The organism is Stenotrophomonas sp. TWI819 (assembly GCF_039673075.1).
In the GTDB taxonomy this organism is placed as follows: Bacteria; Pseudomonadota; Gammaproteobacteria; order Xanthomonadales; family Xanthomonadaceae; genus Stenotrophomonas; species Stenotrophomonas rhizophila_B.
In genome coordinates, this window is sequence record NZ_JBDJKY010000005.1 from 294,901 (window position 1) to 321,442 (window position 26,542).

The window sequence follows — 26,542 nt, forward strand, 5'->3', positions numbered from 1 at the left end:
GGGTGACGCGGTCATTCCGGATCGTAATCCAGGTTGGAGGCCAGCCAGCGCTCGGCCTGCACGCGGTCCACGCCTTTGCGCTTGGCATAGTCGACCACCTGCTCACGACTGACCCGACCGACCACGAAATACTGGCTCTGCGGGTGGCTGAAGTAGTAGCCCGACACCGCTGCGGTGGGCAGCATCGCAAAGCTCTCGGTCAGCTGCATGTCCGCGTTGCGTTCGGCATCCAGCAAGCGGAACAGCGTGGCCTTCTCGCTGTGCTCCGGGCAGGCTGGATACCCGGGGGCAGGGCGGATGCCGGCGTACTTTTCGGCGATCAGCGATTCGTTGTCCAGCTGCTCATCCGGCTGGTAGCCCCAGTAATCCATGCGCACGTGCTGGTGCAGGCGCTCGGCCAGGGCTTCGGCGAGACGATCGGCCAGGGCCTTGAGCAGGATCGCGTTGTAATCGTCGTGGTCGGCCTCGAAGCGGGCCACGTGCGGGTCGATGCCGATGCCCGCGGTCACCGCGAACGCACCGATCCAGTCCTGCATGCCGCTGTCGGCCGGGGCGATGAAATCGGCCAGGCAGAAATCCGGGCGCTCGACCGGCTTGTCCACCTGCTGACGCAGGAAGTGCAGCACGGCCGGGCCATTGTCGGTACGCAGGTGCACGTCATCGCCGACGCTGTTGGCCGGCCACAGGCCGAACACGGCCTTGGCGGTCAGCCACTTCTCCTCGACGATGCGGGTGAGCATCGCGCGGGCGTCCTTGTACAGATCGGTGGCCTGCGGGCCGACGATCTCATCGGTGAGGATCGCCGGGAACTTGCCGGCCAGTTCCCAGGCCTGGAAGAACGGGGTCCAGTCGATCACCTCGACCAGGTCAGCCAGTGGGTAATCATCGAGCACATGCAGGCCCGGCTTGCGCGGCGCCGGCGGTGTGTAGTTGGCCCAGTCGCCCACGAACCGCTGGCCGCGTGCCTTGGCGAGGGTGACCAGTCGCTTGGCATCGCCACGGTTGCGGTGGCGCTGGCGGATGTCGGCGTAGTCGGCCTCGTTGGCGGCCACGAACGCGTCGCGCAGCTCGCGCGAGATCAGCGATTGCGCCACGCCGACCGCGCGCGAGGCATCCTTCACCCACACCGTGGGCGCTTTGTAATGCGGATCGATCTTCAGCGCGGTATGCGCGCGCGAGGTGGTCGCACCGCCGATCATCAGTGGCATCGTGAAGCCCTGGCGCTCCATCTCGCGGGCGACGTGGCTCATCTCTTCCAGCGAAGGCGTGATCAGGCCGGACAGACCGATGATGTCGGCGTTCTCCGCACGCGCGGCGTCCAGGATCTTCTGCGCAGGCACCATCACGCCCAAGTCGATCACGTCGAAGTTGTTGCAGGCCAGGACCACGCCGACGATGTTCTTGCCGATGTCGTGCACGTCGCCTTTGACCGTGGCCATGATGATCTTGCCGTTGCTCTTGGCGGTGTCGCCGCTGCGGGCTTTTTCCGCCTCGATGTACGGCAACAGGTAGGCCACCGCCTTCTTCATCACGCGTGCGGATTTGACCACCTGCGGCAGGAACATCTTGCCGGCGCCAAACAGGTCGCCCACGATGTTCATGCCGTCCATCAGCGGCCCTTCGATCACATCCAGCGGACGGGTCGAACGCGCACGCGCTTCTTCGGTGTCCTGCTCGACCCACGCATCCATGCCATGCACCAGCGCATGCGCGAGGCGATCATTGACCGGCGTCTCGCGCCAGGCCAGGTCCTCGCCGCGCACTTCGCCCTTCTTGCCCTTGTAGCGCTCGGCGATCTCCAGCAGGCGCTCGGTGCCATCGCTGCGGCGGTTGAGGATTACATCCTCCACGCGCTCGCGCAGCTCGGCGTCCAGATCATCGTAGATCGGCATCGCGCCCGCGTTGACGATGCCCATGTCCATGCCTGCGCCAATGGCATGGAACAGGAACACCGAGTGGATCGCCTGGCGCACGGTTTCATTGCCGCGGAATGAGAACGACACGTTGGAGACGCCGCCGGACACATGGCAGTGCGGCAACGTCCGCTTGATGATGCGGGTGGCTTCGATGAAGTCGACCGCGTAGTTGTCGTGCTCTTCGATGCCGGTGGCGACGGCGAAGATGTTCGGGTCGAAGATGATGTCCTGCGGCGGGAAGCCGACCTGCTCGGTCAGGATCCGGTAGGCGCGGGTGCAGATCTCGACCTTGCGCGCGCAGGTATCGGCCTGGCCGTCCTCATCGAAGGCCATCACCACGGCGGCCGCGCCGTAGCGCAGCACCTTGCGTGCCTGTTCGATGAACTGCGCTTCGCCTTCCTTGAGCGAGATCGAGTTGACCACGCTCTTGCCCTGCAGGCACTTCAGCCCCGCTTCGATCACGCTCCACTTGGAGGAGTCGACCATCACCGGAATGCGGGCGATGTCCGGCTCGGACATGATCAGGTTGAGGTAGCGCGTCATCGCCTTTTCGGAATCGATCAGGCCCTCGTCCATGTTGACGTCGAGAATCTGCGCGCCGTTGGCGACCTGCTGGCGCGCCACTTCCACCGCTTCTTCGTAGCGCTCTTCCTTCACCAGTTTGCGGAACTGCGCGCTGCCGGTGACGTTGGTGCGCTCACCGATGTTGACGAACAGCAGATCCGGGGTGATGACCAGCGGCTCGAGACCGGACAGGCGGGTAGGGCGGGAAGACGTCATGGGCAGGCTGGCACGGGCTGGCGGAGGAGGGTCAACGACAACGGGAGCGTGGGGCGGATGCGGTCATGCCGCGTCTTCCAGCGGTGGTGCGGGCAGGCGGCGCGGCGGCAGATCGGCCACCGCTTCGGCAATCGCGCGGATGTGCGCCGGGGTGGTGCCGCAGCAGCCGCCCACCAGGTTGAGCAGACCGGCGCTGGCGAACTCGCGCAGCGTGGTGGCCATTTCTTCCGGGGTTTCGTCGTACTCGCCGAAGGCATTGGGCAGGCCGGCATTGGGATGCGCGCTGACCAGACACTCGGCCACGGTGGACAATGTCTCCACGTGGGGCCGCATGTCGCTGGCGCCGAGCGCGCAGTTCAGCCCGATCGACAGCGGCCGGCCATGCGCGACCGAGGCGTAGAACGCCTCGGCCGTCTGCCCGGAGAGGGTGCGGCCGGAGGCATCGGTGATGGTGCCGGAGATCATCACCGGCAGTCGACCACCGCGCGCATCGAACACTTCTTCGATGACGAACAGCGCGGCCTTGGCGTTGAGCGTATCGAAGATGGTTTCCACCATCAGGGTGTCGGCGCCGCCGTCGATCAGGCCATCGATGGCTTCGCGGTAGGTCTCGCGCAGCGCATCGAAGCTGGTGTTGCGGAAGCCGGGATCGTTCACGTCCGGGCTGATCGACGCGGTGCGGCTGGTCGGGCCGAGCACGCCGATCACGAAGCGCGGCTTGTCCGGCGTGGTCGCTGCGACCGCATCGCAGCAGGCGCGCGCTACTGCGGCACCGGCTTTGTTGAGCTCGTAGACCAAGTGCTCAAGGTGATAGTCGGCCTGGCTGACCGAGGTCGCGTTGAAGGTGTTGGTCTCGACCAGATCGGCACCGGCCTCCAGGTACGCGGTGTGGATGCCGCCGATCACCTCCGGGCGGGTCAGCAACAGCAGGTCGTTGTTGCCCTTCAGGTCATGCCCCTGCGGCGTGTCACCGGTCGCGGCATGATCGCAGCCGGGCCCGTGCTGGTGGTCATAACCGCCGGCGAAGCGCGCGCCGCGGTAATCGTCCTCTTCCAGCCCATGCCGCTGGATCATCGTGCCCATGGCGCCGTCGATGATCAGGATGCGCTGGGCCAGCGCCGTTTCCAGCGCATGCACGCGGTCGGGGTGGAGCCAGGGCAGGGATGACATGGGTAGACCTCAGGGCTTGCTGGCAATCAGCGAAATGACTTCGAAATGCGGCGGGCGCTTCTCGCGGGTCACGGTTTCCAGGCTGGAGACGACCAGGCCGGCCTTTTCAACGAACTTGCGCAGTTCCTTGTCGCTGAAACCGAGGTTGACGTGGCCATAGGCATCCACGGCCGCACGGTGTTCGTGACGGGCCAGGCTGCACAGCAGCAGGCGACCGCCTGGGCGCAGGACGCGCGCACCCTCGGCGACGGCCTGGGCCGGTTTGGCCGCATAGGTCAGTGCGTGCATCAGCACCACCAGGTCGAAGCTCTGGTCGGGGAAGGGCAGGGCATGCATATCGCCTTCGCGCACTTCCACGTTGGCCAGCCGGCGCAGGCGCTCGCTGGCAGCGGCGACCACGCGCGCGCTGGTGTCGATACAGATGTAGCGCTTGGCGTGCGGCGCCACAAGCTCGGCCAGCACGCCGTCACCGGAGGCGATGTCGAGCACGTCACCGGTTTCCAGCAGCGGCAGGGCGGTGCGTGCCAGCGCTTCCCAGGTACGGCCCGGGGAATAATGGCGTTCCATGTCGCCGGCGACGCTGTCGGCCCAGTTCTGGTCCGCCGCACGGCTGGCCATGACGGCAGCCACGCGTTCAGCATCCTGGCGCAGCAGCGGGTCGTCGCTGCCGGTGCTCAGGGCATGCCACAATGCGCGCTGCGCCGGATCCAGCGCGGCGTCATCGAAGCGGTAATACGCCGAGACGCCCGAGCGACGGTCGCGTACCAGGCCGGCTTCCTTGAGCCGGGCCAGATGGGTGGACACTCGCGGCTGCGCCAGCGTGGTGATGGCCGACAGCTCGGCCACGGTGAGTTCTTCCTGTTCCAGCAGCGCCAGCAGGCGCACCCGGGTGGCGTCGGCGAACACTTTCAGCCGGACGGACCAGTCCTCGAGATCCATAAATATCTACCTATCGCGATATAGAGATATTTTCGTCCTTTGGCGGCGCTGCGGTCAAGTCAGGCGTCCTTTCCCCGCCCCCCGGTACAATCGCCCGACCGGGTCGCGCGCACTGCGGCCCTTATCACTCTGTACCCGGGAGGGTGTTGTGGATTTCAGCTTTACCGAAGAGCAGTTGATGCTGCAGGACGTTGCGCGCCGTATCGCGCAGGAAAAAATCGCGCCCAGCGCCGAACACCACGACCGCACCGGCGAGTTCCCGCTGGAGAACATCCGCCTGCTCGGCGAGAACGGTCTGATGGGCATTGAAGTGCCCGAAGCCTACGGCGGTGCGGGCATGGACCCGATCGCCTACGTCCTGGCGATGGTGGAGGTCGCCGCCGGAGACGCTGCGCATTCGACGATCATGTCGGTCAACAACTCGCTGTTCTGCAACGGCATCCTGACCCACGGCAGCGAAGCGCAGAAGCAGAAGTATGTGCGCGCCATCGCCGAGGGCGAGGCCATCGGTGCGTTCGCGCTGACCGAGCCGCAGTCCGGTTCGGATGCGACAGCCATGCGCTGCCGCGCGGTCAAGCAGGCCGACGGCACCTACGTGATCAACGGCAAGAAGAGCTGGATCACCTCCGGCCCGGTGGCCAAGTACATCGTGCTGTTTGCGATGACCGATCCGGAACAGGGCGCGCGTGGCATCACCGCCTTCATGATCGACACCGACAAGGCCGGCTTCCACCGCGGCAAGACCGAGCCGAAGCTGGGCATCCGTGCCTCGGCCACCTGCGAAATCGAGTTCCAGGACTACGTGGCAGACGCTGACGACGTGCTGGGCAAGGAAGGCGAGGGCTTCAAGATCGCCATGGGCGTGCTCGACGCCGGCCGTATCGGCATCGCCTCGCAGGCGATCGGCATCGCCCGTGCGGCGTATGAAGCGACGATCGAGTATGTGAAGGACCGCAAGGCCTTCGGCGCGGCGATCGGTACCTTCCAGATGACCCAGGCCAAGATCGCCGACATGAAGTGCAAGCTGGACGCGGCGATGCTGCTGACGCTGCGCGCGGCATGGGTGAAAGGCCAGGGCAAGCGTTTCAGCAATGAAGCGGCGATCGCCAAGCTGACCGCCTCCGAAGCGGCAATGTGGATCACCCATCAGGCCGTGCAGATCCACGGCGGCATGGGGTATTCCAAGGAAATGCCGCTGGAGCGGTACTTCCGTGATGCCAAGATCACCGAGATCTACGAGGGCACCTCGGAGATCCAGCGTCTGGTGATCGCGCGCAACGAGACGGGTCTGCGTTGATCGATAGGACAGCGGCGCCACTTCGGCGCCGCTTGTCGGTCAGGGCCTCTGAAGTGGCCTTGAGGCGTTGCGGACGCTCCAGCGTCGGATCAAGGTAGGTGCCGACCGTTGGTCGGCACGCAGGGTAGTGCAGAATGTGCGGTCCCGTTCTGCAGGTGACTCCATGGTTATTTATCGAGGCGCAGGGTTCCTCACCCTGCTCACCCCCATCGCCGCCCTGCTGCTGTTGATGTGGTTGTGGCCGGATCCTGCTGTTGCCAAAGGCAATACCTCGCTGGCGCAGCTGTTGATCGGATTCGGCATCGGCGCAGCGATCAACGTCGTGCTCGGCATGGTGCTCAACCGCGGCCCGCGCGGTGAAGGCGATCCTGCCCGCCATCACTTCTTCTACCTGCCGATGCAGTGGCCCTCGTTGGCGATCGTGATGGTGTGCGCGGCAGTATCACTGCTGCGCTGAGGCCGTTTGGTAGTGCCGGCCGCTGGCCGGCAACCAGGCGGTCCTTGTCTGGCAGGTGCCCGGAGCAGCCGGCCAGCGGCCGGCACTACCTCGTCCCCATATGCATGCCTCGCGTGAGCCACATTACCCGTCACGCACGGCGCACAAAAAAGCCCCGGCTCGCGCCGGGGCTTTTTCATTCCAGCGTGACCACCCACGGTGGTCACCTGCCGGTGGGGCAACCGTGGCTGCCCCTGTGCATCAACGATCCGGACGGTGGGCCGTATTGGCTTCGCCCTGGCGCTCCAGGAACTCCTTGGACGGTTCGTCCAGCTTGTCACCCAGCATGCGGCGGACCACCACGAAGAACACCGGGATCATCAGCAGACCCAGGAAGGTGGCGAAGACCATGCCGCCGATCACGCCGGTACCGATCGCGTGACGTGCGTTGGCGCCGGCACCGGTGGAGATGGCCATCGGCACCACGCCCATGATGAAGGCGAACGAGGTCATCAGGATCGGGCGGAAGCGCAGGCGGGAGGCTTCGATGGTCGCCTCGCGCAGGTTCTTGCCCGCGGCCCGCTGTTCCACCGCGAACTCCACGATCAGGATCGCGTTCTTCGCTGCCAGACCGATCACCGTGATCAGGCCGATCTTGAAGTACAGATCGTTCGGCAGGCCACGGGCGAGGGAGAAGGCCAGGGCGCCAAGGACACCCAGCGGCACCACCAGCAGCACCGCCACCGGGATCGACCAGCTTTCATACAGCGCGGCCAGGCAGAGGAATACCACCACGATGGACAGCACCAGCAGCAGGGTCGCGGCGTTGCCGGCCAGGATTTCCTGGTAGGACATGCCCGACCAGTCGTAGCCGAAGCCGGCCGGCAGGTCGTCGTTGACGATCCGCTCCATCGCCTGCATCGCCTCGCCCGAGCTGCGCCCGGCGGCCTGCGAACCGACGATGTTGACCGCCGAGTAGCCGTTGTAGCGGCTCAGCGACGGCGGTGCGGACACCCACTCGGACTTCACCACGGTGCTCAGCGGAATCATCGCCTGCGTGCCATCGGCGTTGGTCTGCAGCGTGCTGGGCGTGTAGAAGCTGTTCAACGACTCCGCGCCGGTGCGGTACGGGCCATCGGCCTGCAGGGTCACGCGCTTGATGCGGCCTTCATAGAAGAAGTCGTTGACGTACACCGGGGCCAGCATCAACTGGATGGTGCTATACACGTCCGACACCGACAGGCCCATGGTCTGCGCCTGCACACGGTCCACGTGCAACTGCAGCTGCGGGGCGTTTTCCAGGCCGTTCGGGCGCACGCCGGTCAGCAGATCGCTTTCCTGCGCGGCCTTGCCGAGCAGGATGTTGCGGGCCTGCGTCAGCTGCTCATAGCCCACGCCGCCGCGGTCCTGCAGCCACATGTCGAAGCCACCGAACTGGCCCAGGCCCTGCACGGTCGGCAGGTTGACCACGAAGATCTGCGCTTCCTTGATCCCATAGAACGCGCCGTTCATGTTGTTGATGAACTCGGGCACCGTGATGTCACGGTCCGCCCAGGGCTTGAGGCGGATGAAGCCCATGCCCACGTTCTCACCGGAGCCGACGAAGCTGAAACCGGCCACCTGCAGCATGCCTTCGAAGCCATCCTGCTTTTCCAGGATGCCGCGCATCTGGGCGAAGGCGTGGTTGGTCTGCGACTTGGTCGAGCCCGGCGGCAGCTGCACGATCGCCAGCGCGTAGCCCTGGTCTTCTTCGGGCAGGAAGCTGCCCGGCATGCGCGTGAACAGGAAACCGCACAGCACGGTCAGCACCACGAACAGGATCATCCAGCGCGGGGCATGCTTCACCGCCGAGGTGATGTGGCCCACGTAGGTGTTGCTGACCTTGTCGTAGTACTTGTTGAAGGTGCGGTAGACGATGTTCGGCTTGTCGTTGTGCGTCGGCTTGAGGAACGTCGCGCACAGCGCCGGGGTGAAGCCCAGGGCCAGGAAAGCCGAGAAGGCCATCGCGATGGCGATGGTCAGCGCGAACTGCTTGTAGATCTCACCGGCGGCGCCGCCCTGCAGGGCCGACGGAATGAACACCGCTGCCAGCACCACGGTGATGGCCACCACCGCACCGGTGATCTGGGTCATGGCCTTCTGGGTGGCGGCCTTGGGTGGCAGCTTCTCCTCGGTCATGATGCGTTCGACGTTCTCGATGACCACGATGGCGTCATCGACCACGATGCCGATCGCCAGCACCATCGCAAACAGCGTCAGCTGGTTGATGGTGAAGCCGATGATGCTCATGCCCAGGAACGTGCCCAGCAGCGCGACCGGGATGACCAGGGTCGGGATCAGCGTGGCGCGGAAGTTCTGCAGGAAGATCAGCATCACCAGGAACACCAGCACGACCGCTTCGATCAGGGTCTTGACCACTTCCTCGATCGAGATCTTCACGAAGGTGGTGCTGTCGTACGGCGAGAACCAGCTGACACCGGCCGGGAAGCTCGGCTTGAGCTCGTCCATCTTCGAGGTGACCGCATTGGCCACGTTGAGCGCGTTGGCGCCCGGCAGCAGCTGGATGGCGAAGGCACCGGTCGGCTTGCCGTTGTACTGGGTGTCAAAGCCGTAGTTGTTCGCACCGAAGGCGATCCGGGCGATGTCCTTGAGCAGCACGCGCGAGCCGTCGGGATTGGCGCGCAGGATGATGTTCTCGAACTCTTCCGGCGAGCTGAAGCGCCCTTCGGCCGACACGGTCGCGGTGAAGTAGTGGCCTTCCGGCGAGGGATCCGAGCCCAGCGAACCGGCCGCGAACTGCACGTTCTGGTCCTTGATCGCGGCCAGCACCTGGGTGGCGGACAGGCCGTAACCCTGCATCTTTTCCGGGTTGAGCCAGATGTTCATGGCGTACTCGGAACCGAACTGCTGGGTGCTGCCCACGCCGGGGATACGCGAGATCTGGTCGAGCACGCGCGAGCCGACGATGTCGTTGAGCGCATCGCGGTCGATCGAGGCGCTGTCGGACTGCAGGGCCACCACCATCAGGAAGCCGGCGTTGGCCTTGGCCACCACCACGCCCTGCTGGGTCACTTCGGTCGGCAGGCGAGGGGTCGCCAGGGAGACCTTGTTCTGCACCTGGACCTGGGCGATATCGGCATCGGTGCCGGTTTCGAAGGTCAAGGTGATGGTGACGCGGCCGTTGGAGGCCGAAGAGGAGCTGAAGTACAGCAGGTGATCGATACCGGTCAGCTGCTGCTCGATCACTTGGGTGACCGACTTTTCGGCGGTGTCGGCGCTGGCGCCGGGGTAGGTGGCGCTCACCGTCACCTGGGGAGGCGCGATGCTCGGGTAGGACTCCACGCCCAGACCCAGGATCGAGATCACGCCCGCAAGCGAGATCAGGATCGCGACCACCCAGGCGAATACCGGGTGTTCAATGAAAAATTTAGGCATGACGGAGGATTCCCGTTATTGCTTGTTCGGTTCGGCAGCCGGAGCGGCGTCGGACGTTGCGGCGGCGGCATCAGCCGGGGCGGCCGCGGCATCAGGCTTGGCGGCAGCCGCCGGAGCGGCTCCTGCCGGAGCAGCACCCGCCGGCGCCTGGCCATTGCCGTTGCCGGCGGCCGGGTTCCACGGGGCGGCCTTGGCCGGTTCGCCTTCCTTGACCTTCTGTACGCCGGCCACGATCACCTGATCGCCGGCATCCAGACCACCGCTGACCAGCCAGTTGCTGCCCTGCTGGCCCTCGCTCTTCACATTCTTGCGGGCGACCTTGCCGTCCTTGCCCACCACCAGGACGTAGCCGCCGGTGGTGTCGCGCTGCAGTGCCTGCAGCGGGACCAGGTAGGCGTTGTTGCGCTCACCCAGCGTCGCCTGGAAGCTGACGAAGGCGCCCGGCAGCAGGATCTGCTGCGGGTTCGGCAGTACCGCGCGCAGCGAGACCGCGCCGGTGGCCGGGTCGACCGTGGTCGAGGAGAAGTCCAGCGTGCCCGGCTGGTCATAGACCGTGCCGTCGGCCAGCTTCACCTGCACGGTGGATTTGCCGTCCCCGCTCAGCGCCAGTGCGCCCTTGGCCTGGGCCGCGCGCATCTGGGTCAACTCATCCACGCTCATCGAGAAGTTCACGTACAGCGGGTCGAGCTGATCCACGGTGGTCAGCAGGGTCACATCGCCCTGGCCAACCAGCGCACCTTCAGTGACCTGCTGCTTGCCGGCGCGGCCGCTGATCGGCGAGCGCACTTCGGCATAGCCCAGGTTGATCCGCGCGCTGGCCAGCGAGGCCTGGGCCTGCTGCACGGCGGCAGCGGCAGTGCGCTCGGTGGCTTCGGCCGCATCCAGATCGGACTTGGAGACGTAAGCCTGCGGGGCCAGCGAGCGGGCGCGGTTGGCGGCGGCCTTGGCGTTGGCGGCGGTGGCCTGCGCCGACGCCAGCTCGGCCTGGGAGGCATTGAGTGCTGCACGCAGCGGTGCCGGGTCGATCAGGAACAGCACCTGGCCTTCCTTCACATCCGAGCCTTCCTGATAGACGCGCTTGAGCACCACGCCCGGGACGCGGGCGCGCACATCGGCGCTGCGGAACGGCGACAGACGGCCGACCAGCTCACGCTGCAGCGGCAGGGTCTGCGGCTTGGCCTCGATCACGCCCACCTCCGGCGGCGGCGGGGCCTGCTGCTCTTCCTTTTTGCAGGCGGTCAACGCAAGGGCGACTGCGCACGTCAGGGCAAGGGTGCGGAGTGGGGCGATCATCAGGAGAAGCTCCGGTGTTGGTTTGAATACGAAGCCGTGGCCGCATCGGGCGCAGCGAATGCGCGCAGGAAGCTGTCGACGGAGAATTCTGCCCAGCGGCGGCGCACGGCGGCGTCATCGCGGTGGGGGATGTGGAAACGCTGTTTCTCGAAATCCAAGCCGGCGATCATGCTCAATAGCAGTTCAGCCATGAAGTGCGGGTCGTCATGCCTCAGCTGGCCTTCGGCGGATCGGGTTGCCAGCCATTCAGAAACATGAAGTGCCAACGCGCCTGCACCGTCCTGGTAGAGCGTGCGGGCTTCCTGCGGGAACTGACTGGACTCGGCGGCGATCAGGCGGCGGGCCTGGACCACATGCGGCTGGTTGAAGTGATCCAGATAGTCGTTGGCGAACCGCAGCAGACTGCCGCGCAGGTCGTCACCGTCGAGTGAGCGCAGCCCGGCGGTGGCGCGGCAGACGTGCCGCTGCATCACCCGCTTCAGCAGTTCCTGTTTATTGCCATAGCGGCTGTAGAGGGTCTGCTTGGAACATCCAGCGTGCTGTGCCACCGCGTCCATGCTCAGTTGCATGCCCTGGCTGGCCAGCAGCTCGCGCACGGCATCGAACACGCGGTGATCGCGCGCGTCCAGGGTGCTGGCGGCGGGGGATGGGGGAGTCACGGGGTGGACTATACCGTCCAGTTCAGAATTGTAGAAGCCTTGTCTTTCGGCGGTTTTTGATACCCAACGTCAAGTTGCAATCGAAGCGGCCGATGCTGCGCTGTGCAGAACTCCCGCGCGATCCTCCGTACCGCCTCGGATTGAAGCGCCCGATGTAAACGGGACCCAACCCGAAAGACCTTATTCCGTCCTGCAGCAAGGTATTTCTGTGCGGTAGGCCTACAATTTCATTTTCCCAACTGAGCATCACGCACCGCTCCGTCATGAAACCGCAAAAACCAGCAGCCAAGACCGTGAAAAACAAATCCAAACCAGCCGATACGCAGACTGTTTCGCCAGTGGGCTTCTCGCTGGAGCCGGTGTACACGGCCTTGCGCAAGCGCTACCCGTCGGCCGGGCAGGCCGAGGCAGTGGCTTTTGCCGCCGACTTCTACAAGCGCATGGAGGCGGACGAGTTCCCGCACCACAGCGCCGAGGAGTGGGCTGCACTGGCAGCGGACACGCTGGAATTCGCGCGTGTGCGCAAGTCCGGCAAGGCCAATGTCCGCGTGTTCAACCCGACGCTGAAGAGCAACGGGTGGGAGTCGCCGCATACGGTGTTGCAGATCGTCAACGACGATATGCCGTTCCTGGTCGACACGGTGACGATGTCGCTGGCCGAGCATGGCGTGGGCGTGCATGTACTGGGTCACCCGGTGATCCGCTTCGCCCGTGACAAGGCCGGCAAGCTGACCGGTGTCAGCGACGGCACCGCCGAATCGGTGATGCTGCTGGAGATCGACCGCCAGCCGGCCGACGCCATGGCCGACGTCGAGAAGGCGATCATCAAGGCGCTGGACGAGGTGCGTGCCATCGTCCGCGATTGGGACGCGATGCGTGCCAAGGCGCAGAGCCTGGCCGACGACCTGGGCAGCCGCCAGCTGCCGGTGGATGCCGCTTCGCGTGCCGAAGCGCAGGAATTCCTGCGCTGGGCCGCCGACAACCACTTCACCTTCTTCGGCTACCGCGAGTACCGCGTGGAGAAGCAGGGCAAGGAAGACGTGCTGGCGCCGCTCAACGACACCGGCCTGGGCCTGATGCGCGGGCAGGACAAGTCCGCTGCACGTCCGGTCAAGACGCTCGCCGCGCAGGGCCTCAATGCCACCACCGGCTTGAAGGACGCGCTGATCCTGACCAAGACCAATGCCCGTTCGCGCGTGCATCGCTCCGGCTACATGGACTACATCGGCGTGCTTGAATTCGACGCCAAGGGCAAGATCATCGGCGAGCAGCGCTTCCTGGGCCTGTTCACCTCCAGCGCGTACAACCGCCGCCCGTGGGAAATCCCGCTGGTGCGCCAGCGCCACGAATACGTGATGAGCAAGTCCGGCCTGGCACCGAGCAGCCACAGCGGCAAGGCCCTGCGCCACATTCTGGAAACCCTGCCGCGCGAAGAGCTGTTCCAGTCCAGCGAGGACGAACTGTTCCGCACCGCCATGGGCGTGCTGGGCCTGCAGGAGCGTGTGCGCAGCCGCCTGTTCCTGCGCCGCGACAAGTACAGCCGTTTCATCTCCGCGCTGGTGTATCTGCCGCGCGAGCGCTTCAACACCGATGTGCGCCTGCGCATCGAAGCCATGCTCAAGGACGCCCTGCAGGGCGAGTACGTGGACAGCTCGGTGGTGCTCGGTGAGTCGCCGCTGGCCCAGGTGCACCTGATCGTGCGTCCGAAGGCTGGCCAGACCCTGGAAGTGGATACCAGCGCACTGGAGCAGAAGCTTGCCCAGGTGCTGCGCAACTGGCAGGACGATCTGCGCGAAGCGCTGGTGGCCCGCCACGGTGAAACCGAAGGCCTGCGCATCGCCGCACGTATCGGCAAGGCACTGCCGGCCGGCTACATCGAAGACTCCAGCACTGAAATTGCCGCCAACGACGTCAGCCAGCTCGATGCGCTGACCGGCCCGGACGATCTGCGTCTGAGCCTGCAGGCCGTGCATCGCGACGAAGGCGATGGCCTGCGGTTGAAGCTGTATCGCCAGCTGGATGACATCCCGCTGTCAGATGCGCTGCCGATGATGGAAAACATGGGCCTGCGCGTGATCTCCGAGCGCCCGTACCGTCTGACGGTCGACAACGCGCCGGTGTACGTGCAGGACTTCGAAGTGGAATCGGTGGCGGGTGCGATCGACGCGCCGAGCGTCGATGCCGCCTTCGGTGAGACCTTTGCCCGCGTGTGGCACGGCGATGCCGAGAACGATGGCTTCAACCGCCTCGTGCTCGCGGCCGGTCTGCACTGGCGCCAGGTCGCGATGCTGCGTGGCTACTGCAAGTACCTGCTGCAGACCGGCGTGCCGTTCTCGCAGGCCTATGTGGAAGGCACCTTCACCCGTTACCCGCTGCTGGCCCGCCTGCTGGTGGAGCTGTTCGAAGCCCGCTTCGATCCGGCTACCGGCCACGAGAGCAAGGACGCGATCGCCGAGGGCCAGGCCCAGCTGCGCGCGCACCTGACCGTGCTCGCCGGCGGTGACGAAGCCACCCTCAAAGTGCTCAAGACCGTGGTCGATGCACGCAAGGGCGACCGCACCGTGCAGATGGATGCCGCGCGCGATGCGCTGCTCAAGCTGATGGACCGCGTCTCCAGCCTTGATGAAGACCGCATCCTGCGCAGCTTCATGGGCGTGATCGATGCGACCCTGCGCACCAGTTACTACCAGACCGATGCCGAGGGCCGTCCGGGCCACGTCATCAGCTTCAAGTTCGATTCGGCGCTGGTGCCGGACCTGCCCAAGCCGCGCCCGTACCGCGAAATCTTCGTGTACGGCCCGCGTGTGGAAGGTACCCACCTGCGCTTCGGGGCCGTGGCCCGTGGTGGCCTGCGCTGGTCGGATCGTCGCGAAGATTTCCGTACCGAGGTGCTGGGCCTGGTCAAGGCGCAGATGGTCAAGAACACCGTGATCGTGCCGGTCGGCGCGAAGGGCGGCTTCTTCGCCAAGATGCCGCCGCTCAACGGCGACCGTGATGCGGTGTTCGCCAACGGCGTGGCCTGCTACAAGCTGTTCATCCAGGGCCTGCTGGACATCACCGACAACATCGTCAACAACAAGATCGTGCCGCCGGTGGACGTGGTCCGCCACGACATGGACGACCCGTACCTGGTGGTGGCGGCCGACAAGGGCACCGCCACGTTCTCCGACATCGCCAACGGCCTGGCCGTGGCGCACGGCTTCTGGATGGGCGATGCGTTCGCCTCCGGTGGCTCGGTCGGTTACGACCACAAGGGCATGGGCATCACCGCACGCGGTGCGTGGGAGTCGGTCAAGCGCCACTTCCGTGCGCTGGGCCGTGACAGCCAAAGCCAGGATTTCACCGCAGTCGGCGTGGGCGACATGTCCGGCGACGTGTTCGGCAACGGCATGCTGTTGTCGCGCCACATCCGTCTGGTTGCGGCATTCGATCACCGCCACATCTTCCTGGACCCGAACCCGGATGCGGCCACGACCTTCGTCGAGCGCGAGCGTCTGTTCACCGTGCCGCGCTCCAGCTGGGCCGATTACGATGCCAAGCTGATCAGCAAGGGCGGCGGCATCTTCCCGCGTACGCTGAAGTCGATCGAGATCACCCCGCAGGTGCGTGAGGCACTGGGCCTGGACGACGGCGTCAAGTCGATGACCCCGAACGACCTGATGAGCGCGATCCTGAAATCGCCGGTCGATCTGTTGTGGAACGGCGGCATCGGTACCTACGTCAAGGCGGCCAGCGAGCAGCACAGCGATGTCGGCGACCGCGCCAACAACGCGCTGCGCGTCAATGGCGGCGAGCTGCGCTGCAAGGTGGTGGGCGAGGGTGGCAACCTGGGCATGACCCAGCTGGGCCGCATCGAAGCCGCCCAGGCCGGCGTACTGCTCAACACCGACTTCATCGACAACTCGGCCGGTGTGGACACCTCCGATCACGAAGTCAACATCAAGATCCTGCTCAACGATGTGGTGCGTGCCAAGAAGTTGACCGTCGAACAGCGCAACAAGCTGCTGGCCTCGATGACCGACGAAGTGGCCGCGCTGGTGCTGATGGACAACTACCGTCAGAACCAGGCGCTGAGCCTGATGGAACGCATGGCGGTCAAGCGCCTGGGCTCCAAGCAGCACTTCATCCGCACGCTGGAACAGCAGGGCCTGCTGGATCGCCAGATCGAGTACCTGCCCTCGGATGCGGAACTGTCCGCACGCAAGGCGCGTGGCCAGGGCCTGACCCGTCCGGAACTGTCGGTGCTGTTGTCCTACTCCAAGCTGGTGGCCTTCCAGCAGCTGCTCGAGTCGGACATTCCGGAAGATCCGTACCTGTCCAAGGAGCTGCAGCGCTACTTCCCGACGCCGCTGCAGAAGAAGTACGCCGATGCGATGGAGCGTCACCGCCTGAAGCGCGAAATCATCGCCACGGCCGTGACCAACCAGACCATCAACCGCATGGGCGCCACCTTCCTGATGCGCATGCAGGAAGACACCGGCCGCACCGTGGCCGAGGTCGCCAAGGCGTACACGATCAGCCGTGAGACGCTGGATGCACGCGCGCTGTGGGCACAGATCGACGCCCTCGACGGCACGCTGCCGGAGTCGGTGCAGATCGACGCGCTGGAAGTGATCTGGAAGCTGCAGCGCTCGTTCGTGCGCTGGCTGCTCTCGCGCCCGGGCGCCATGCCGGGCATCACCGAAGCGGTCAACCGCTACCAGGCCGCGTTCAACGACATCCGCGACGCCTCCGGCGTGCTGCCCGATTCGCAGCGCCCGGCCTACGAGGCCAGCGTGCAGGAGTGGAAGGACAAGGGCCTGCCGCCGGCGTTGTCGCAGCAGCTTTCGGAACTGCAGTTCCTGGAGCCGGCGTTCGACATCATCGAACTGGCCCGCACCCGCAAGCTCAAGCCCGTGGACGTCTCCAAGGTCCACTTCCGCCTGGGCGACGCCCTGCAGCTGCCGTGGCTGTTCGAGCAGATCGACGCGCTGGAGGTCAACGGCCGCTGGCACGCCGTGGCCCGTGGCGTGCTGCGCGACGAGCTGGCCGCCCACCATCGCAACCTGGCTGCCCAGGTCCTGTCGATGAAGGGCAGCAGCGCCGAAGCCAAGGTCGCCGCCTGGATGGGCCGCGATGACAGCAGCCTGCGCTTTACCCTGGCGATGCTGGCCGAGCTGGCCGAGCAGAAAACCCTGGACTACCCGACCGTTTCGGTCGCGGTGCAGCGCCTGGGTCAGCTGGCCTCGCATGGTGCGTGAGCGCATGGTGCGTCGGCGCATTCGCGCTGACGCCCCACGGTTTGCTTTGCAAACCGTGGGCCCCATGCAGACGTTGCTTCCAGACCCCCGCGCCTTCGGCGCGCCCCCCTGACTCAGGGGGGCTCTGCTCCAGAGGGATAAGTGGGGGCTGATAACGGCATTGCATGAGAAACACACGGCTCCGCTTCGGCGGGGCCGTTTTCGTTTCCGTTCGTGCCGGCCCGCAGCCGGCACGAACGGTTATGCTCTTGCCGGCATACCCCACCCGGATTCACCGATGAGCGACACCCCCCGTATCGCCTTTCTGGCCAGCTCCACCGAAGCGGCGCAGCTCGCGCTGGCGCAGATGCGGGCCCGCTATGGCGACTACACGCCCGAGCAGGCCGAGGTGCTGTGCCCGCTGGGCGGAGATGGCTTCCTGCTGCAGACGCTGCATCGCTATGGTGCGCTGGACAAGCCGGTGTTCGGCATGAAGCTGGGGACGGTTGGTTTTCTGATGAACCAGTTCCGTGATGACGATCTGCCCGCGCGCCTGGCGGCCGCCGAGCCGGCCAACCTGCGGCCGCTGGAGATGCTGGCCCTGACCGAGTCCGGCACCACCACCGGGTCGCTGGCCTACAACGACGTCTCGCTGCTGCGCCAGACCCGCCAGGCCGCGCATATCGGCATCGACCTCAACGGCCAGGAGCGCGTGGCCGAGCTGATCGGCGATGGCGTGCTGGTCGCCACCCCGGCCGGCAGCACGGCGTACAACTATTCCGCGCATGGCCCGATCCTGCCGCTGGGCTCGCATACCATCGCGCTGACCCCATTGGCCCCGTATCGCCCGCGCCGCTGGCGGGGCGCGATCCTCAAGGCCGCCACGGAAGTGCGTTTCCGCGTGCTCGATCCGTACAAGCGCCCGGTCAGCGTCACCGCCGATTCGCACGAAACCCGCGATGTGGTGGAAGTGACCATCCGCGAATCGCGCGAACGCCGGGTCACCATGCTGTTCGACCCGGAACACAACCTGGAAGACCGCATCCTGAGCGAGCAGTTCATGTTCTGACGCTGCACGGCCGTGGTGGCCATGCACTGTGGGAGAATGGCTGGCCGGCCGCTGCGGCCGCATTGGATTGCTGATTGCCATGGGCGACAACACCCCCCGTTTGCTGACCGTTGCCGTGACGTCGCGGGCCCTGTTCGATCTGGAAGAGGGCCACGCGCTGTTCGAGGCTGAAGGCGTCGATGCTTACGCCGAGTACCAGCGCAAGCACGAAGATGATGTGCTGCGTCCCGGCGTGGCCTTCCCGGTGGTGCGCAAGCTGCTCGCGCTCAACCAGGGCCAGTCGCCGGAACAGCCGCGGGTGGAAGTGATCCTGCTGTCGCGCAACTCGGCCGATACCGGCCTGCGCATCTTCAATTCGATCCAGCACTACGACCTGGGCATCATCCGCGCGACCTTCACCGCGGGCGAGCCGACCTGGCCCTATGTGAAGCCGTTCGGCACCGATCTGTTCCTGTCGGCCAACCCGGAATCGGTGCGTCGTGCGCTGCTGCACGGGATCGCGGCGGCGACCATCCTGCCCAAGCCGCCGGGCGAGACGATTGCCGCAGCCGAGCAGGTCGACCTGGGCCGTCCGCTGGGTCAGCTCCGCATCGCCTTCGATGGTGATGCGGTGATCTTTGGCGATGAGAGCGAGCGCATCTCGCGCGAGCAGGGCGTGGAAGCGTTCGGCCGCCATGAGCGTGAGAACGCCCGCGAGCCACTCAGCGGCGGCCCGTTCCGCAACTTCCTCTCGGCCCTGCACACACTGCAGGCCGTCTTCCCGTCAGGCGAAGATGCGCCAATCCGCACCGCCTTGGTGACGGCACGCTCAGCGCCCGCGCACGAGCGCGTGATCCGCACGCTGCGCGAGTGGGGCGTGCGCCTGGACGAGGCGCTGTTCCTCGGCGGCCGCCACAAGGGCCCGTTCCTGGAAGCCTTCGGCGCGGACATCTTCTTCGACGATTCGCAGCACAACATCGACAGCGCGCTGCAGCACCAGAGCGTGGCCGCCGGGCATGTGCCGCATGGGGTCGCCAACGACGGTTGATGCAGCGCCGGTCCCATGTACCCACCAACGGTGGGCACCTACGGGATCGGCAGGACCGACGGCGCGGTGGGGTCAGGATTGAGCGGCAAACGGATGTCGACCAGCCGCCAGCGCAGGCCCGAGCGCTGCAGGATGAACACCACCGGCGCGCCCTGCGGCGTGTAGGTGGTGGCGGTGAACCGCGACAGCGACTCGAAATGGTGGGTGGCGCCCTTCAGGGGGCGCGCCGGCCGTGGTGTCGCATAGGCGTCATTGCTGGGGCTGTCCAGATCGTTGCTGGCGCGCTTCCACAGGGTGTGGCCCTCCAGCAGCGCACCGATGCCGGTCGGGGTGACCAGCGCGTCCACGGCGGTCGCGCTGAGCCGGTCACCGGCCGAGAGCAGCAACGCGCCGAACAGGCTGGACTGCATGTCCGGACCCGCGCGACGCACCACGTAGTCGCTCAGCTGGGCCCGCAGATTGGCGCGCAGCATCGGGAAATCCACGTAACGGTCAAGCGTGGCGGTATTGCGCTGCTCGATCGCGCGGCTGAGGCCATGCACGGTCAAGTAGGGGCCGCTGAACAGCACGCCCGCAAGTACCAGCAGCACCGCGGCCGTCAACCAGAGCAGTTTTTTCATTGCATCACGCCTCTACAGGGCACTGCGACGAGCTTGCCGCAGTGGGTGTCGGGGAATGTGAAGGCTAGTGACTGGGCGAGCCACCACCGTGCTGGAAGGCAGTCACCAAGCGCGCGCGCTCGTCCGGTGTCAGCGCGTCCACCCGCGTATCCAGAATCTGATCCAGGTTGCCGAGGCGGGTGGTGCCAAGGACGCCGCTGGCGATGTTCGGGTTCTGCAGCACGTAAGCGAATGCCGTCTGCGCCGGTGTCTGCGACCGTACCGTGGTGATCGCGCGCTGCATCGTGCGTGCGCTGCGCATCAACTGCCGACTGGACGGTTTCAACCATGCACGTGCGAGATACCACGCATCGGCCAGGCGCGGCAGCCGTGGCCGTGCTGGCAGCAGGTGGCCCTGCGCCAGCACCGTGCCGGCCAGCACCCCGATGCCGGCCTCATGCATGGCGGCGATCAGCGGTTCGCGGTCCTGTTGCAGGGCGTTGTAGTCGATCAGGGCGACATCGAACATGCCAGGATGCGCGGCCATGAACTGCATGGTCTCGGCGGTGTGGGTATTGATGCCGAGCAGGCGGAACATGCCATTGCGGCGCATGCGATCAAGAGCCGAGAGCAGTTCGTCGGTGATCTGCGGCACCCCGATGCCATGCAACTGAAAGATATCCAGGTGCCCGCAGTGCAGGTTTCGAAGCGAGGCGGCACAGCTGCGCTCGATGTTCTCCGGGGAGAAATCTCGCTGTTCAGTGCCGCTCACGCCCGCCTGGCCGGTGAGCGTGCCGGCCTTGCTGGAGATCACCAGCCCGTCGCGCGGGTGAGCGCCAAATGCGCGCTGCAGGATCCGGCCCAGCCGTGGTTCGGCGTGGAAGGCGGAGTAGTTGTGACCGGTATCGAACAGGTTGACCCCGCGCTCAAGCGCGTGGCGCAGGATGCGCTCGGCCTGGGGCTCGGGGAAGCGACGATGGCCCCAGAAGCCCGAACAGCCCAGTGACACCTGGGAAACCTGCAGACCGCTGCGGCCCAGCGGCCGCCGGGCGAGAGGCGTTGGCGAGGACATGGCGTTCAGAACTCCAGGTCCAGCGCCGCGCACAGGTAATCCACGAAGGGAGCAAGCGTGACCAGGTCGGCCGCGATGGTCTGGCGCAGGCGCGGGCCGGTCATCGTGGCGTCGTCCAGCGAGCGCCAGAAGACCCAGTTGCGGTGCTTGAGATCGTCGATGAACTCGAACTCCGGCTCGAACCCGCGCGGGGCGCGGACCAGCTTCTCGCTTTCCTCGAAATCGAATTTCTTGCGCAGCAGCGGCGAATGCGCGGCGGCCTTCCAGCTGCCAGGGTTGTCGACGATGAAGTGCCGCACCTTGCGCTGCGTGGCCGGTTCGGGATGCCACAGCCCCGCACCGACGAAGCTCTCGCCCGGCTGCAGGTGGATATAGAACGACGGGGCCGGCACCTGCTTGCGGCGCTCATGGAACAGGCGCGCGCCCTGCCAGCTCTTGTAGGGCGACTTGTCGTTGGAGAAGCGCGCATCGCGGTAGATGCGGAACAGCGAGCCACCCACGGTGCGCGGATCGGCGCGGAAGTGCTCGCTGACTGCGGCCAGGTCCGGCTGCAGATCGGTGATCAAGCGCAGGAACGGCTGGCGGACATGCGCTTCGTACTTCGGCTTGTGCTCGTTGAACCAGGTCTTGTCGTTGTTGCGGGCCAGGCCTCGCAGGAACGTGAAGGTAGCCGGGCTGAAATAGGTGCTCATAGGCTGCTCTGCAGGTGGGTGCCCCAGTCGCGCAGCTGCTGCAGCAGGGCGAGCTTGCCGGCATCGTTGGCATGCTCTGCGGCCAGTGCATCCAGCTGCGCGGTGAACTGCGGCAGGGTCTGTTCGCCCAGCGATGCATCGCCGAGCAGGCGCTGGCGACGATAGTCGTTCCAGCGTGAGCGCTCGGTGGTGTCCAGGGTGTCCGGGTAGTTGCGGGCGCGGTACCGGAACAGCAGCTCGGGCATGCGCGGATCGCGCAGGCGCTCGGCGAAGCTGGCCAGTTCGGCCGGTCGGCTGGTGCGGATACGCGACATCAGGGATTTGTCGCCGTCGGCGAGGAAACCGTCGTACAACGAGGCGTCCACATCGCTCGGCGGCAGCGTACGCTCACCCGAATACACCTGGCGGACCTTCTCGGCCAGGGCCGGGCCGATCTGGCGCAGGCGCTCGGCCTTGGCCTCGATCGCGGCCGGGTCGATACCCAGGCGCGCATGGTCGGCCGGACGCAGGTGGTTCCAGGCGACCAGCGCCGGGACCTTGTTGAGGTGCACTTCCTTGAGCGGCACGCGCTGCTCGCCCTCGGCCATGTCGGCCGCGCGGGTGTATAGGCGTGCGGCGATGGTTTCCGGTGGCAGATCGAGCAGCGGCTCGATATCGCCCTCCAGATCGAGCGCGATGATGCGGTTGTTGATGAAGGGATGGCGCGCCACTGGCAGCACCGGTGCGGCGCACATGCGCTGGGCCGGGTAGCGCATCGAGATGTGCAGCACCGGCTGCATCGCCTCCACATCCAGCAGGCCGCCCACGAAGCGCTTGTCGCGCAGCTTCAGCGCGTAGTCCCACAGCCGTGGCTGCGCCTGCTTGAACAGCTTCGCCAGACCGATTGTCGCGTACACGTCGGACAGCGCTTCATGCGCATCGCCCTGACGGACGTTATTGGCCGTGGCCAGATGCTCGAGCTTGAACGAAGTGGCGCCGTCTTCGCGCTGCGGCCAGACAATCCCGTCCGGGCGCAGCGCATGCAGCAGCCGCATCATGTCCAGCAGATCCCAGCGCGAATTGCCGTTGCGCCACTCGCGTTCGTAGGGATCGTAGAAGTTGCGGAACAGCCCGTGGCGGACGAATTCATCGTCGAAGCGCAGCGTGTTGTAACCCAGCGAGCAGGTGCCCGGCTGCGCCATCAGGTCGTTGATCCGCGCGAACGCCTCGGCCTCGGTGACGCCGGCGCTCAGCGCGTGCTGCGGGGTGATGCCGGTGATCAGGGTGGCGATCGGCGAGGGCAGCAGATCATCGGCCGGTTTGACGTAGAAGCTGACCGGTTCTTCGATGATGTTGAGATCGGCATCGGTGCGGATACCGGCGAACTGCGCGATGCGCGTGCGGCGCGGGTCCTGACCGAAGGTTTCCAGGTCATAGAACAGGAAGCTGTCGGCCATCAGTGCGCACCCTCCAGGACGGGCAGTTGTTCGTGGACCCGCCGCTCCAGTGCGGCCCAGTCGATATGCGCCAGGCTGTCGTGCCCGGCAGTAGCTTCCTCCAGCATGCGCCGCTGCAGCTCGGTGCGCGCCAGCGCAACGGCGTATGGGGTACGCAGGAAGGTGACCATCGTGTAATGCGGGACGAAGCGGGTCGGCCAGCGCGCCTGCAGCGCCTGTTCCAGTTCGCGCTGCAGCAGGAACTGCGGATCGGCCACGCGGTCGCGCATCTCCAGGTAGTTCTCCAGCGCCATCTGCTGGATCGCCTCGGCATTCGGCTTGCGGTCCGCTTCGAATGCAGCGAAGGCCTCGCCCAGCGAATCCTGCTCCAGCAGATGCGCGGCCAGGGCGATGCAATCCTCGAAGGCGCAGTTCATGCCTTGGCCGTGGAACGGCACCATCGCGTGCGCGGCATCGCCGATCAGCACCGCGCGGCCCTTCATGTGCCAGTGCTTGAGATGCAGCGTGCCGAGCAGGCCCGGCGGATGCTGCTCCCAGTCGCGGCGCAGGTTCGGGATAAGCGCCAGCGCATCGGGGAAGTCGCGCGCGAACAGCGCCTCGGCCTCGGCCCCGCTGTTGGTGGTGGCAAAGCTCGGATCGCCCTCGTTGGGCAGGAACAGCGTGACCGTGAACGTGCCTTCGTCGTTCGGCAACGCGATGCACATGTAGTGCCCACGCGGCCAGATATGCAGTGCGTTGGCCTCGATCCGGAACCCACCATCATCGGTCGGCGGGATCTCCAGCTCCTTGTAGGAGTGATCCAGGAAGTCGATGCGCTCGTCCAGCGGCTGCTTGCGGTTCATCGCCGCGCGCAGCGCCGAACCGGCACCGTCGGCCCCGATCAGGGTATCGAAGCGGATATCGTGCGGCTGGTCGTCGCGGTCATCGATGAAGCGTGCGTAGCCGGCATCGAAGTCCACCGTATGCAGGCGCCGGTGGAAGTGCACGGTGGCACCGGCATCCTCGGCCAGCTGCAGCAACGTGGTGTTGAGATCCTTGCGATGGATCGACCAGATCACCTCGCTGTCGTCCCGCCCGTAGCGCTGCAGCTGCGGCTCGCCCTCGCGCGGGTGAATCATGCGCCCACGCATCATCACCGCCTTGGCCATGACCGCGTTTTCGACCCCTGCCTGGCGCAGCGCATGCCGGCCACGTTCGGCGAGCGCCAGATTGATCGAACGACCGGACTCGTAATCGCTCACGCGCGGATCGCCGCGGCGCTCATACAAGGTGATCTGCCAGCCCTGGCGGGACAGCAGGATGGCCAGCAATGAACCGGCCAGGCCAGCGCCGATGATGCTCAGCGAGCGGGAGGGGGTAGCGATCAAGGCGATGTCCGTGGGGGCGGGGAGGGCGGTCGGGTCAGAGACCGGCCCAGGCTTCCACTTCCTCGACGAAGTGGTGCAGGTCGAGGTAGCGGTTGTACAGCGGTGTCGGCGAGATGCGGATCACGTCGGGCTCGCGCCAGTCGCCGAGCACGCCCACGGTCTGCAGGTACTCGAACAGGCTGCGGCCGCGCTCGCGGCCACCGGCCACACGCAGCGAGAGCTGGCAGCCTCGGCGCTCCGGCTCCGAAGGCGTCAGCACCTCCAGCACACCGGACAGGCGCGCACGCACGAGCGCATCCAGCATGCCGGTCAGGCGCAGCGATTTGGTCCGCAGCGCATCGATGCCACCGGCCTTGTCGACGACATCGAGGGCAGCGCGCAGCGGGGCCAGACCCAGCACCGGCGGATTGCTGAGCTGCCAGCCTTCGGCACCGACCGCCGGCACGAACTGCGGCGCCATCTTGAAGCGGGTGGCTTCTTCATGGCCCCACCAGCCAGCGAAGCGCGGCAGCGTGGCATCTCGGTGATGGCGTTCGTGCACGAAGCAGCCGGCCACGGCGCCCGGGCCGGCGTTGAGGTACTTGTAATGGCACCACACGGCGAAATCCGGCGCGATATCGTGCAGCTGCAGCGGCACATTACCCACCGAATGGGCCAGATCGAAACCGACGCGGGCGCCCTGCAGGCGCGCCATGCGGGTGATGGCGTCCAGATCGAACACCTGGCCACTGCGGTACTGCACGCCGGGCCACAGCACCAGCGCCAGGCGCGGCCCGTGTTCGGTGATCGCGCGTTCGATGGCCTGCAGCGAGATCGTGCCGTTGGGCTCATCGGGCTGCACCTCGATCAGATCGGTATCGGGGTTGAAGCCATGGAAGCGGATCTGCGAGTCCACTGCATGCCGATCCGTCGGGAAGGCGCCGGCCTCCATGAGGATGACGGGGCGTTCGGCGGTGGGCCGGTAGAAGCTGACCATCATCAGGTGCAGGTTGACGCTGAGGGTGTTCATCGCCACGACTTCGCTGGGCAGGGCGCCGACCACGCGGGCGAGCTGTTCGCTGACCAACCGGTGGTAATGCAGCCACTGGGTGTCACCGGTGAAGTGGCCTTCGACGGCCAGCGAGGCCCATTTGTCCATGACTTCCTGGACGGCGGCACGTGCGCCGCGCGGCTGCAGACCCAGCGAGTTGCCGACGAAGTAGGTCTGGTCGCGGTGGTTGTGCTGGGGGAAGACGAATTCGTTGCGCAGGGCGCGCAGCGGGTCGGCGGCGTCCAGGGCAACGGCATGGGTGCGGCTGAGGAGTTCGGACATGGTGCAACCGGCGGTGTCAGTGAGCCGACAGTTTATCCGGGTGGTTGGGGGTGTGGGCTGAATCTGGCTTGCGGTGCTGTTTTGGCGTGGGCTGGCAGCTAGCGCTCTAGCTGGAGGCCGGAGCCAACGCCAACGCCAAAGCCAAAGCCAAAGCCAAAGCCAAAGCCAAAGCCAATGCGTACGGAGTGACGTTCCAGTGTACGGGCCGGTGTGGGTGGGTCTGCTGGACCCGCCGCAAGTACGTCCGTGTAGGCTCGTAGTGCGGCATCCATGCCGCACACGGTCCTGCAGACCCACCCACACCGACCCGCTGACAATTGGTCGGTGCGTACGGGAAAAGGCGGGCGCCTGCGCCTTGGACTGTTCACTGGTGCAGTTTGAGCGCGGAGGCCGGATGAGCCAACAGCGGTGGACGATGCATCCACTTGCCGACGCTTGGCACTGTCCGCCGTGATCGGACACAACGGTATTGCTCGCTCACCCAATTTGCCGGTCTTCGCTCAACTTTCGGAGCTGGTCCAGACTCAAACGCAGTCGCAGTCGCAGTCATTCATGCCTGCGCTGAGGTTGGCGGCGCTGGGACCAGCGCAGCTTGGTTTTGCTTGTGAGGCTGCGGCGCAGTATCAGCAGAAGCAGTCACGGCAGCAGAAGCAGCAGAGGCCGCGCTAGCTCCAGCGTTGCTCTTTTCCATGCGCACCGACGAAAGTGTGGATGGGTCGGTGGGGGCGGGTTTCCGGGACCGTGTGCGGCCAGGATTCCCCACAACGATCCTACACCGACGTACATTCGGCGGGTGCAGCAGACCCACCCACCCCCGCCCGTAC

16 protein-coding genes and 1 pseudogene are annotated in these 26,542 nt (G+C 66.0%); 5 read left to right on the forward strand and 12 right to left on the reverse strand.

Annotation, left to right across the window (positions count from 1 at the left end):
• Positions 1–11 precede the first annotated feature (11 nt).
• The 3 genes from metH to ABE463_RS09640 all read right to left on the reverse strand — a co-directional run bounded on the left by metH (position 12) and on the right by ABE463_RS09640 (position 4,805).
• Positions 12–2,696 carry a methionine synthase gene (gene metH, locus ABE463_RS09630; protein WP_346468006.1) on the reverse strand — a complete coding sequence of 895 codons (2,685 nt, stop codon included), beginning with the start codon at positions 2,694–2,696 and terminating at the stop codon, positions 12–14.
• A 63-nt stretch (positions 2,697–2,759) separates the two neighbouring features.
• Positions 2,760–3,866 (reverse strand): homocysteine S-methyltransferase family protein, encoded by a 1,107-nt coding sequence (locus ABE463_RS09635; protein WP_346468007.1) that lies wholly within the window; start codon positions 3,864–3,866, stop codon positions 2,760–2,762.
• Positions 3,867–3,875: 9 nt separating this feature from the next.
• A complete protein-coding gene (locus ABE463_RS09640; protein WP_121037902.1) occupies positions 3,876–4,805 on the reverse strand; it encodes a metalloregulator ArsR/SmtB family transcription factor in 930 nt (309 codons plus the stop codon).
• A gap of 148 nt (positions 4,806–4,953) precedes the next feature.
• Here ABE463_RS09640 and ABE463_RS09645 point away from each other — a divergent pair, with 148 nt between their 5' ends.
• On the forward strand, positions 4,954–6,102 hold the full coding sequence (locus ABE463_RS09645; protein WP_259261589.1) for an acyl-CoA dehydrogenase family protein: 1,149 nt from the start codon (positions 4,954–4,956) through the stop codon (positions 6,100–6,102).
• Between the two features lie 163 nt (positions 6,103–6,265).
• Positions 6,266–6,559, forward strand: a complete 294-nt coding sequence (locus tag ABE463_RS09650) for a hypothetical protein (protein ID WP_346468008.1) — start codon at positions 6,266–6,268, stop codon at positions 6,557–6,559.
• 240 nt (positions 6,560–6,799) lie between these two features.
• On the opposite strand, the gene ABE463_RS09655 is transcribed toward ABE463_RS09650, so the two are convergent.
• Genes ABE463_RS09655 through ABE463_RS09665 form a run of 3 tightly spaced genes read right to left on the reverse strand, consistent with a single transcriptional unit; the run spans position 6,800 to position 11,925 of the window.
• Entirely contained in the window at positions 6,800–9,973 is a 3,174-nt protein-coding gene (locus ABE463_RS09655; protein WP_346468009.1) for a multidrug efflux RND transporter permease subunit, read from the reverse strand.
• 15 nt (positions 9,974–9,988) lie between these two features.
• The gene (locus tag ABE463_RS09660; RefSeq protein ID WP_346468010.1) at positions 9,989–11,266 is read right to left on the reverse strand and encodes an efflux RND transporter periplasmic adaptor subunit; all 1,278 of its coding nucleotides are present in this window, start codon (positions 11,264–11,266) and stop codon (positions 9,989–9,991) included.
• On the reverse strand, positions 11,266–11,925 hold the full coding sequence (locus ABE463_RS09665) for a TetR/AcrR family transcriptional regulator (protein WP_259261593.1): 660 nt from the start codon (positions 11,923–11,925) through the stop codon (positions 11,266–11,268). Before ABE463_RS09665 ends, ABE463_RS09660 begins: the two co-directional genes overlap by 1 nt.
• A gap of 347 nt (positions 11,926–12,272) precedes the next feature.
• Here ABE463_RS09665 and ABE463_RS09670 point away from each other — a divergent pair.
• From ABE463_RS09670 to ABE463_RS09680, 3 genes and pseudogenes are all read left to right on the forward strand, one after another.
• Positions 12,273–17,165, forward strand: a pseudogene (locus tag ABE463_RS09670) (NAD-glutamate dehydrogenase domain-containing protein); the annotation flags it as partial.
• A gap of 277 nt (positions 17,166–17,442) precedes the next feature.
• Positions 17,443–18,213, forward strand: a complete 771-nt coding sequence (locus ABE463_RS09675) for an NAD kinase (protein ID WP_259261595.1) — start codon at positions 17,443–17,445, stop codon at positions 18,211–18,213.
• A 79-nt stretch (positions 18,214–18,292) separates the two neighbouring features.
• Positions 18,293–19,240, forward strand: a complete 948-nt coding sequence (locus ABE463_RS09680) for a 5'-nucleotidase (protein ID WP_088434636.1) — start codon at positions 18,293–18,295, stop codon at positions 19,238–19,240.
• A 38-nt stretch (positions 19,241–19,278) separates the two neighbouring features.
• Here the strand turns inward: ABE463_RS09680 and ABE463_RS09685 are convergent, their stop codons facing one another.
• The 6 genes from ABE463_RS09685 to kynU form a co-directional block, all read right to left on the reverse strand.
• Complete coding sequence (locus ABE463_RS09685; RefSeq protein WP_346468011.1) at positions 19,279–19,860, reverse strand: DUF2939 domain-containing protein; 582 nt, start codon at positions 19,858–19,860, stop codon at positions 19,279–19,281.
• Positions 19,861–19,924: 64 nt separating this feature from the next.
• Positions 19,925–20,911 (reverse strand): aldo/keto reductase, encoded by a 987-nt coding sequence (locus ABE463_RS09690; RefSeq protein WP_346468012.1) that lies wholly within the window; start codon positions 20,909–20,911, stop codon positions 19,925–19,927.
• Between the two features lie 5 nt (positions 20,912–20,916).
• The gene (locus tag ABE463_RS09695; RefSeq protein ID WP_259261598.1) at positions 20,917–21,603 is read right to left on the reverse strand and encodes a DUF2461 domain-containing protein; all 687 of its coding nucleotides are present in this window, start codon (positions 21,601–21,603) and stop codon (positions 20,917–20,919) included.
• Positions 21,600–23,039: an exodeoxyribonuclease I gene (gene sbcB / locus ABE463_RS09700; RefSeq protein WP_346468013.1), complete on the reverse strand. Its 1,440-nt coding sequence runs from the start codon at positions 23,037–23,039 to the stop codon at positions 21,600–21,602. The genes ABE463_RS09695 and sbcB overlap by 4 nt, the downstream gene beginning before the upstream one ends.
• A complete protein-coding gene (locus tag ABE463_RS09705) occupies positions 23,039–24,406 on the reverse strand; it encodes an NAD(P)/FAD-dependent oxidoreductase (protein ID WP_346468014.1) in 1,368 nt (455 codons plus the stop codon). Before ABE463_RS09705 ends, sbcB begins: the two co-directional genes overlap by 1 nt.
• A gap of 34 nt (positions 24,407–24,440) precedes the next feature.
• Positions 24,441–25,718: a kynureninase gene (gene kynU, locus ABE463_RS09710; protein ID WP_259261601.1), complete on the reverse strand. Its 1,278-nt coding sequence runs from the start codon at positions 25,716–25,718 to the stop codon at positions 24,441–24,443.
• Positions 25,719–26,542: the final 824 nt, after the last annotated feature.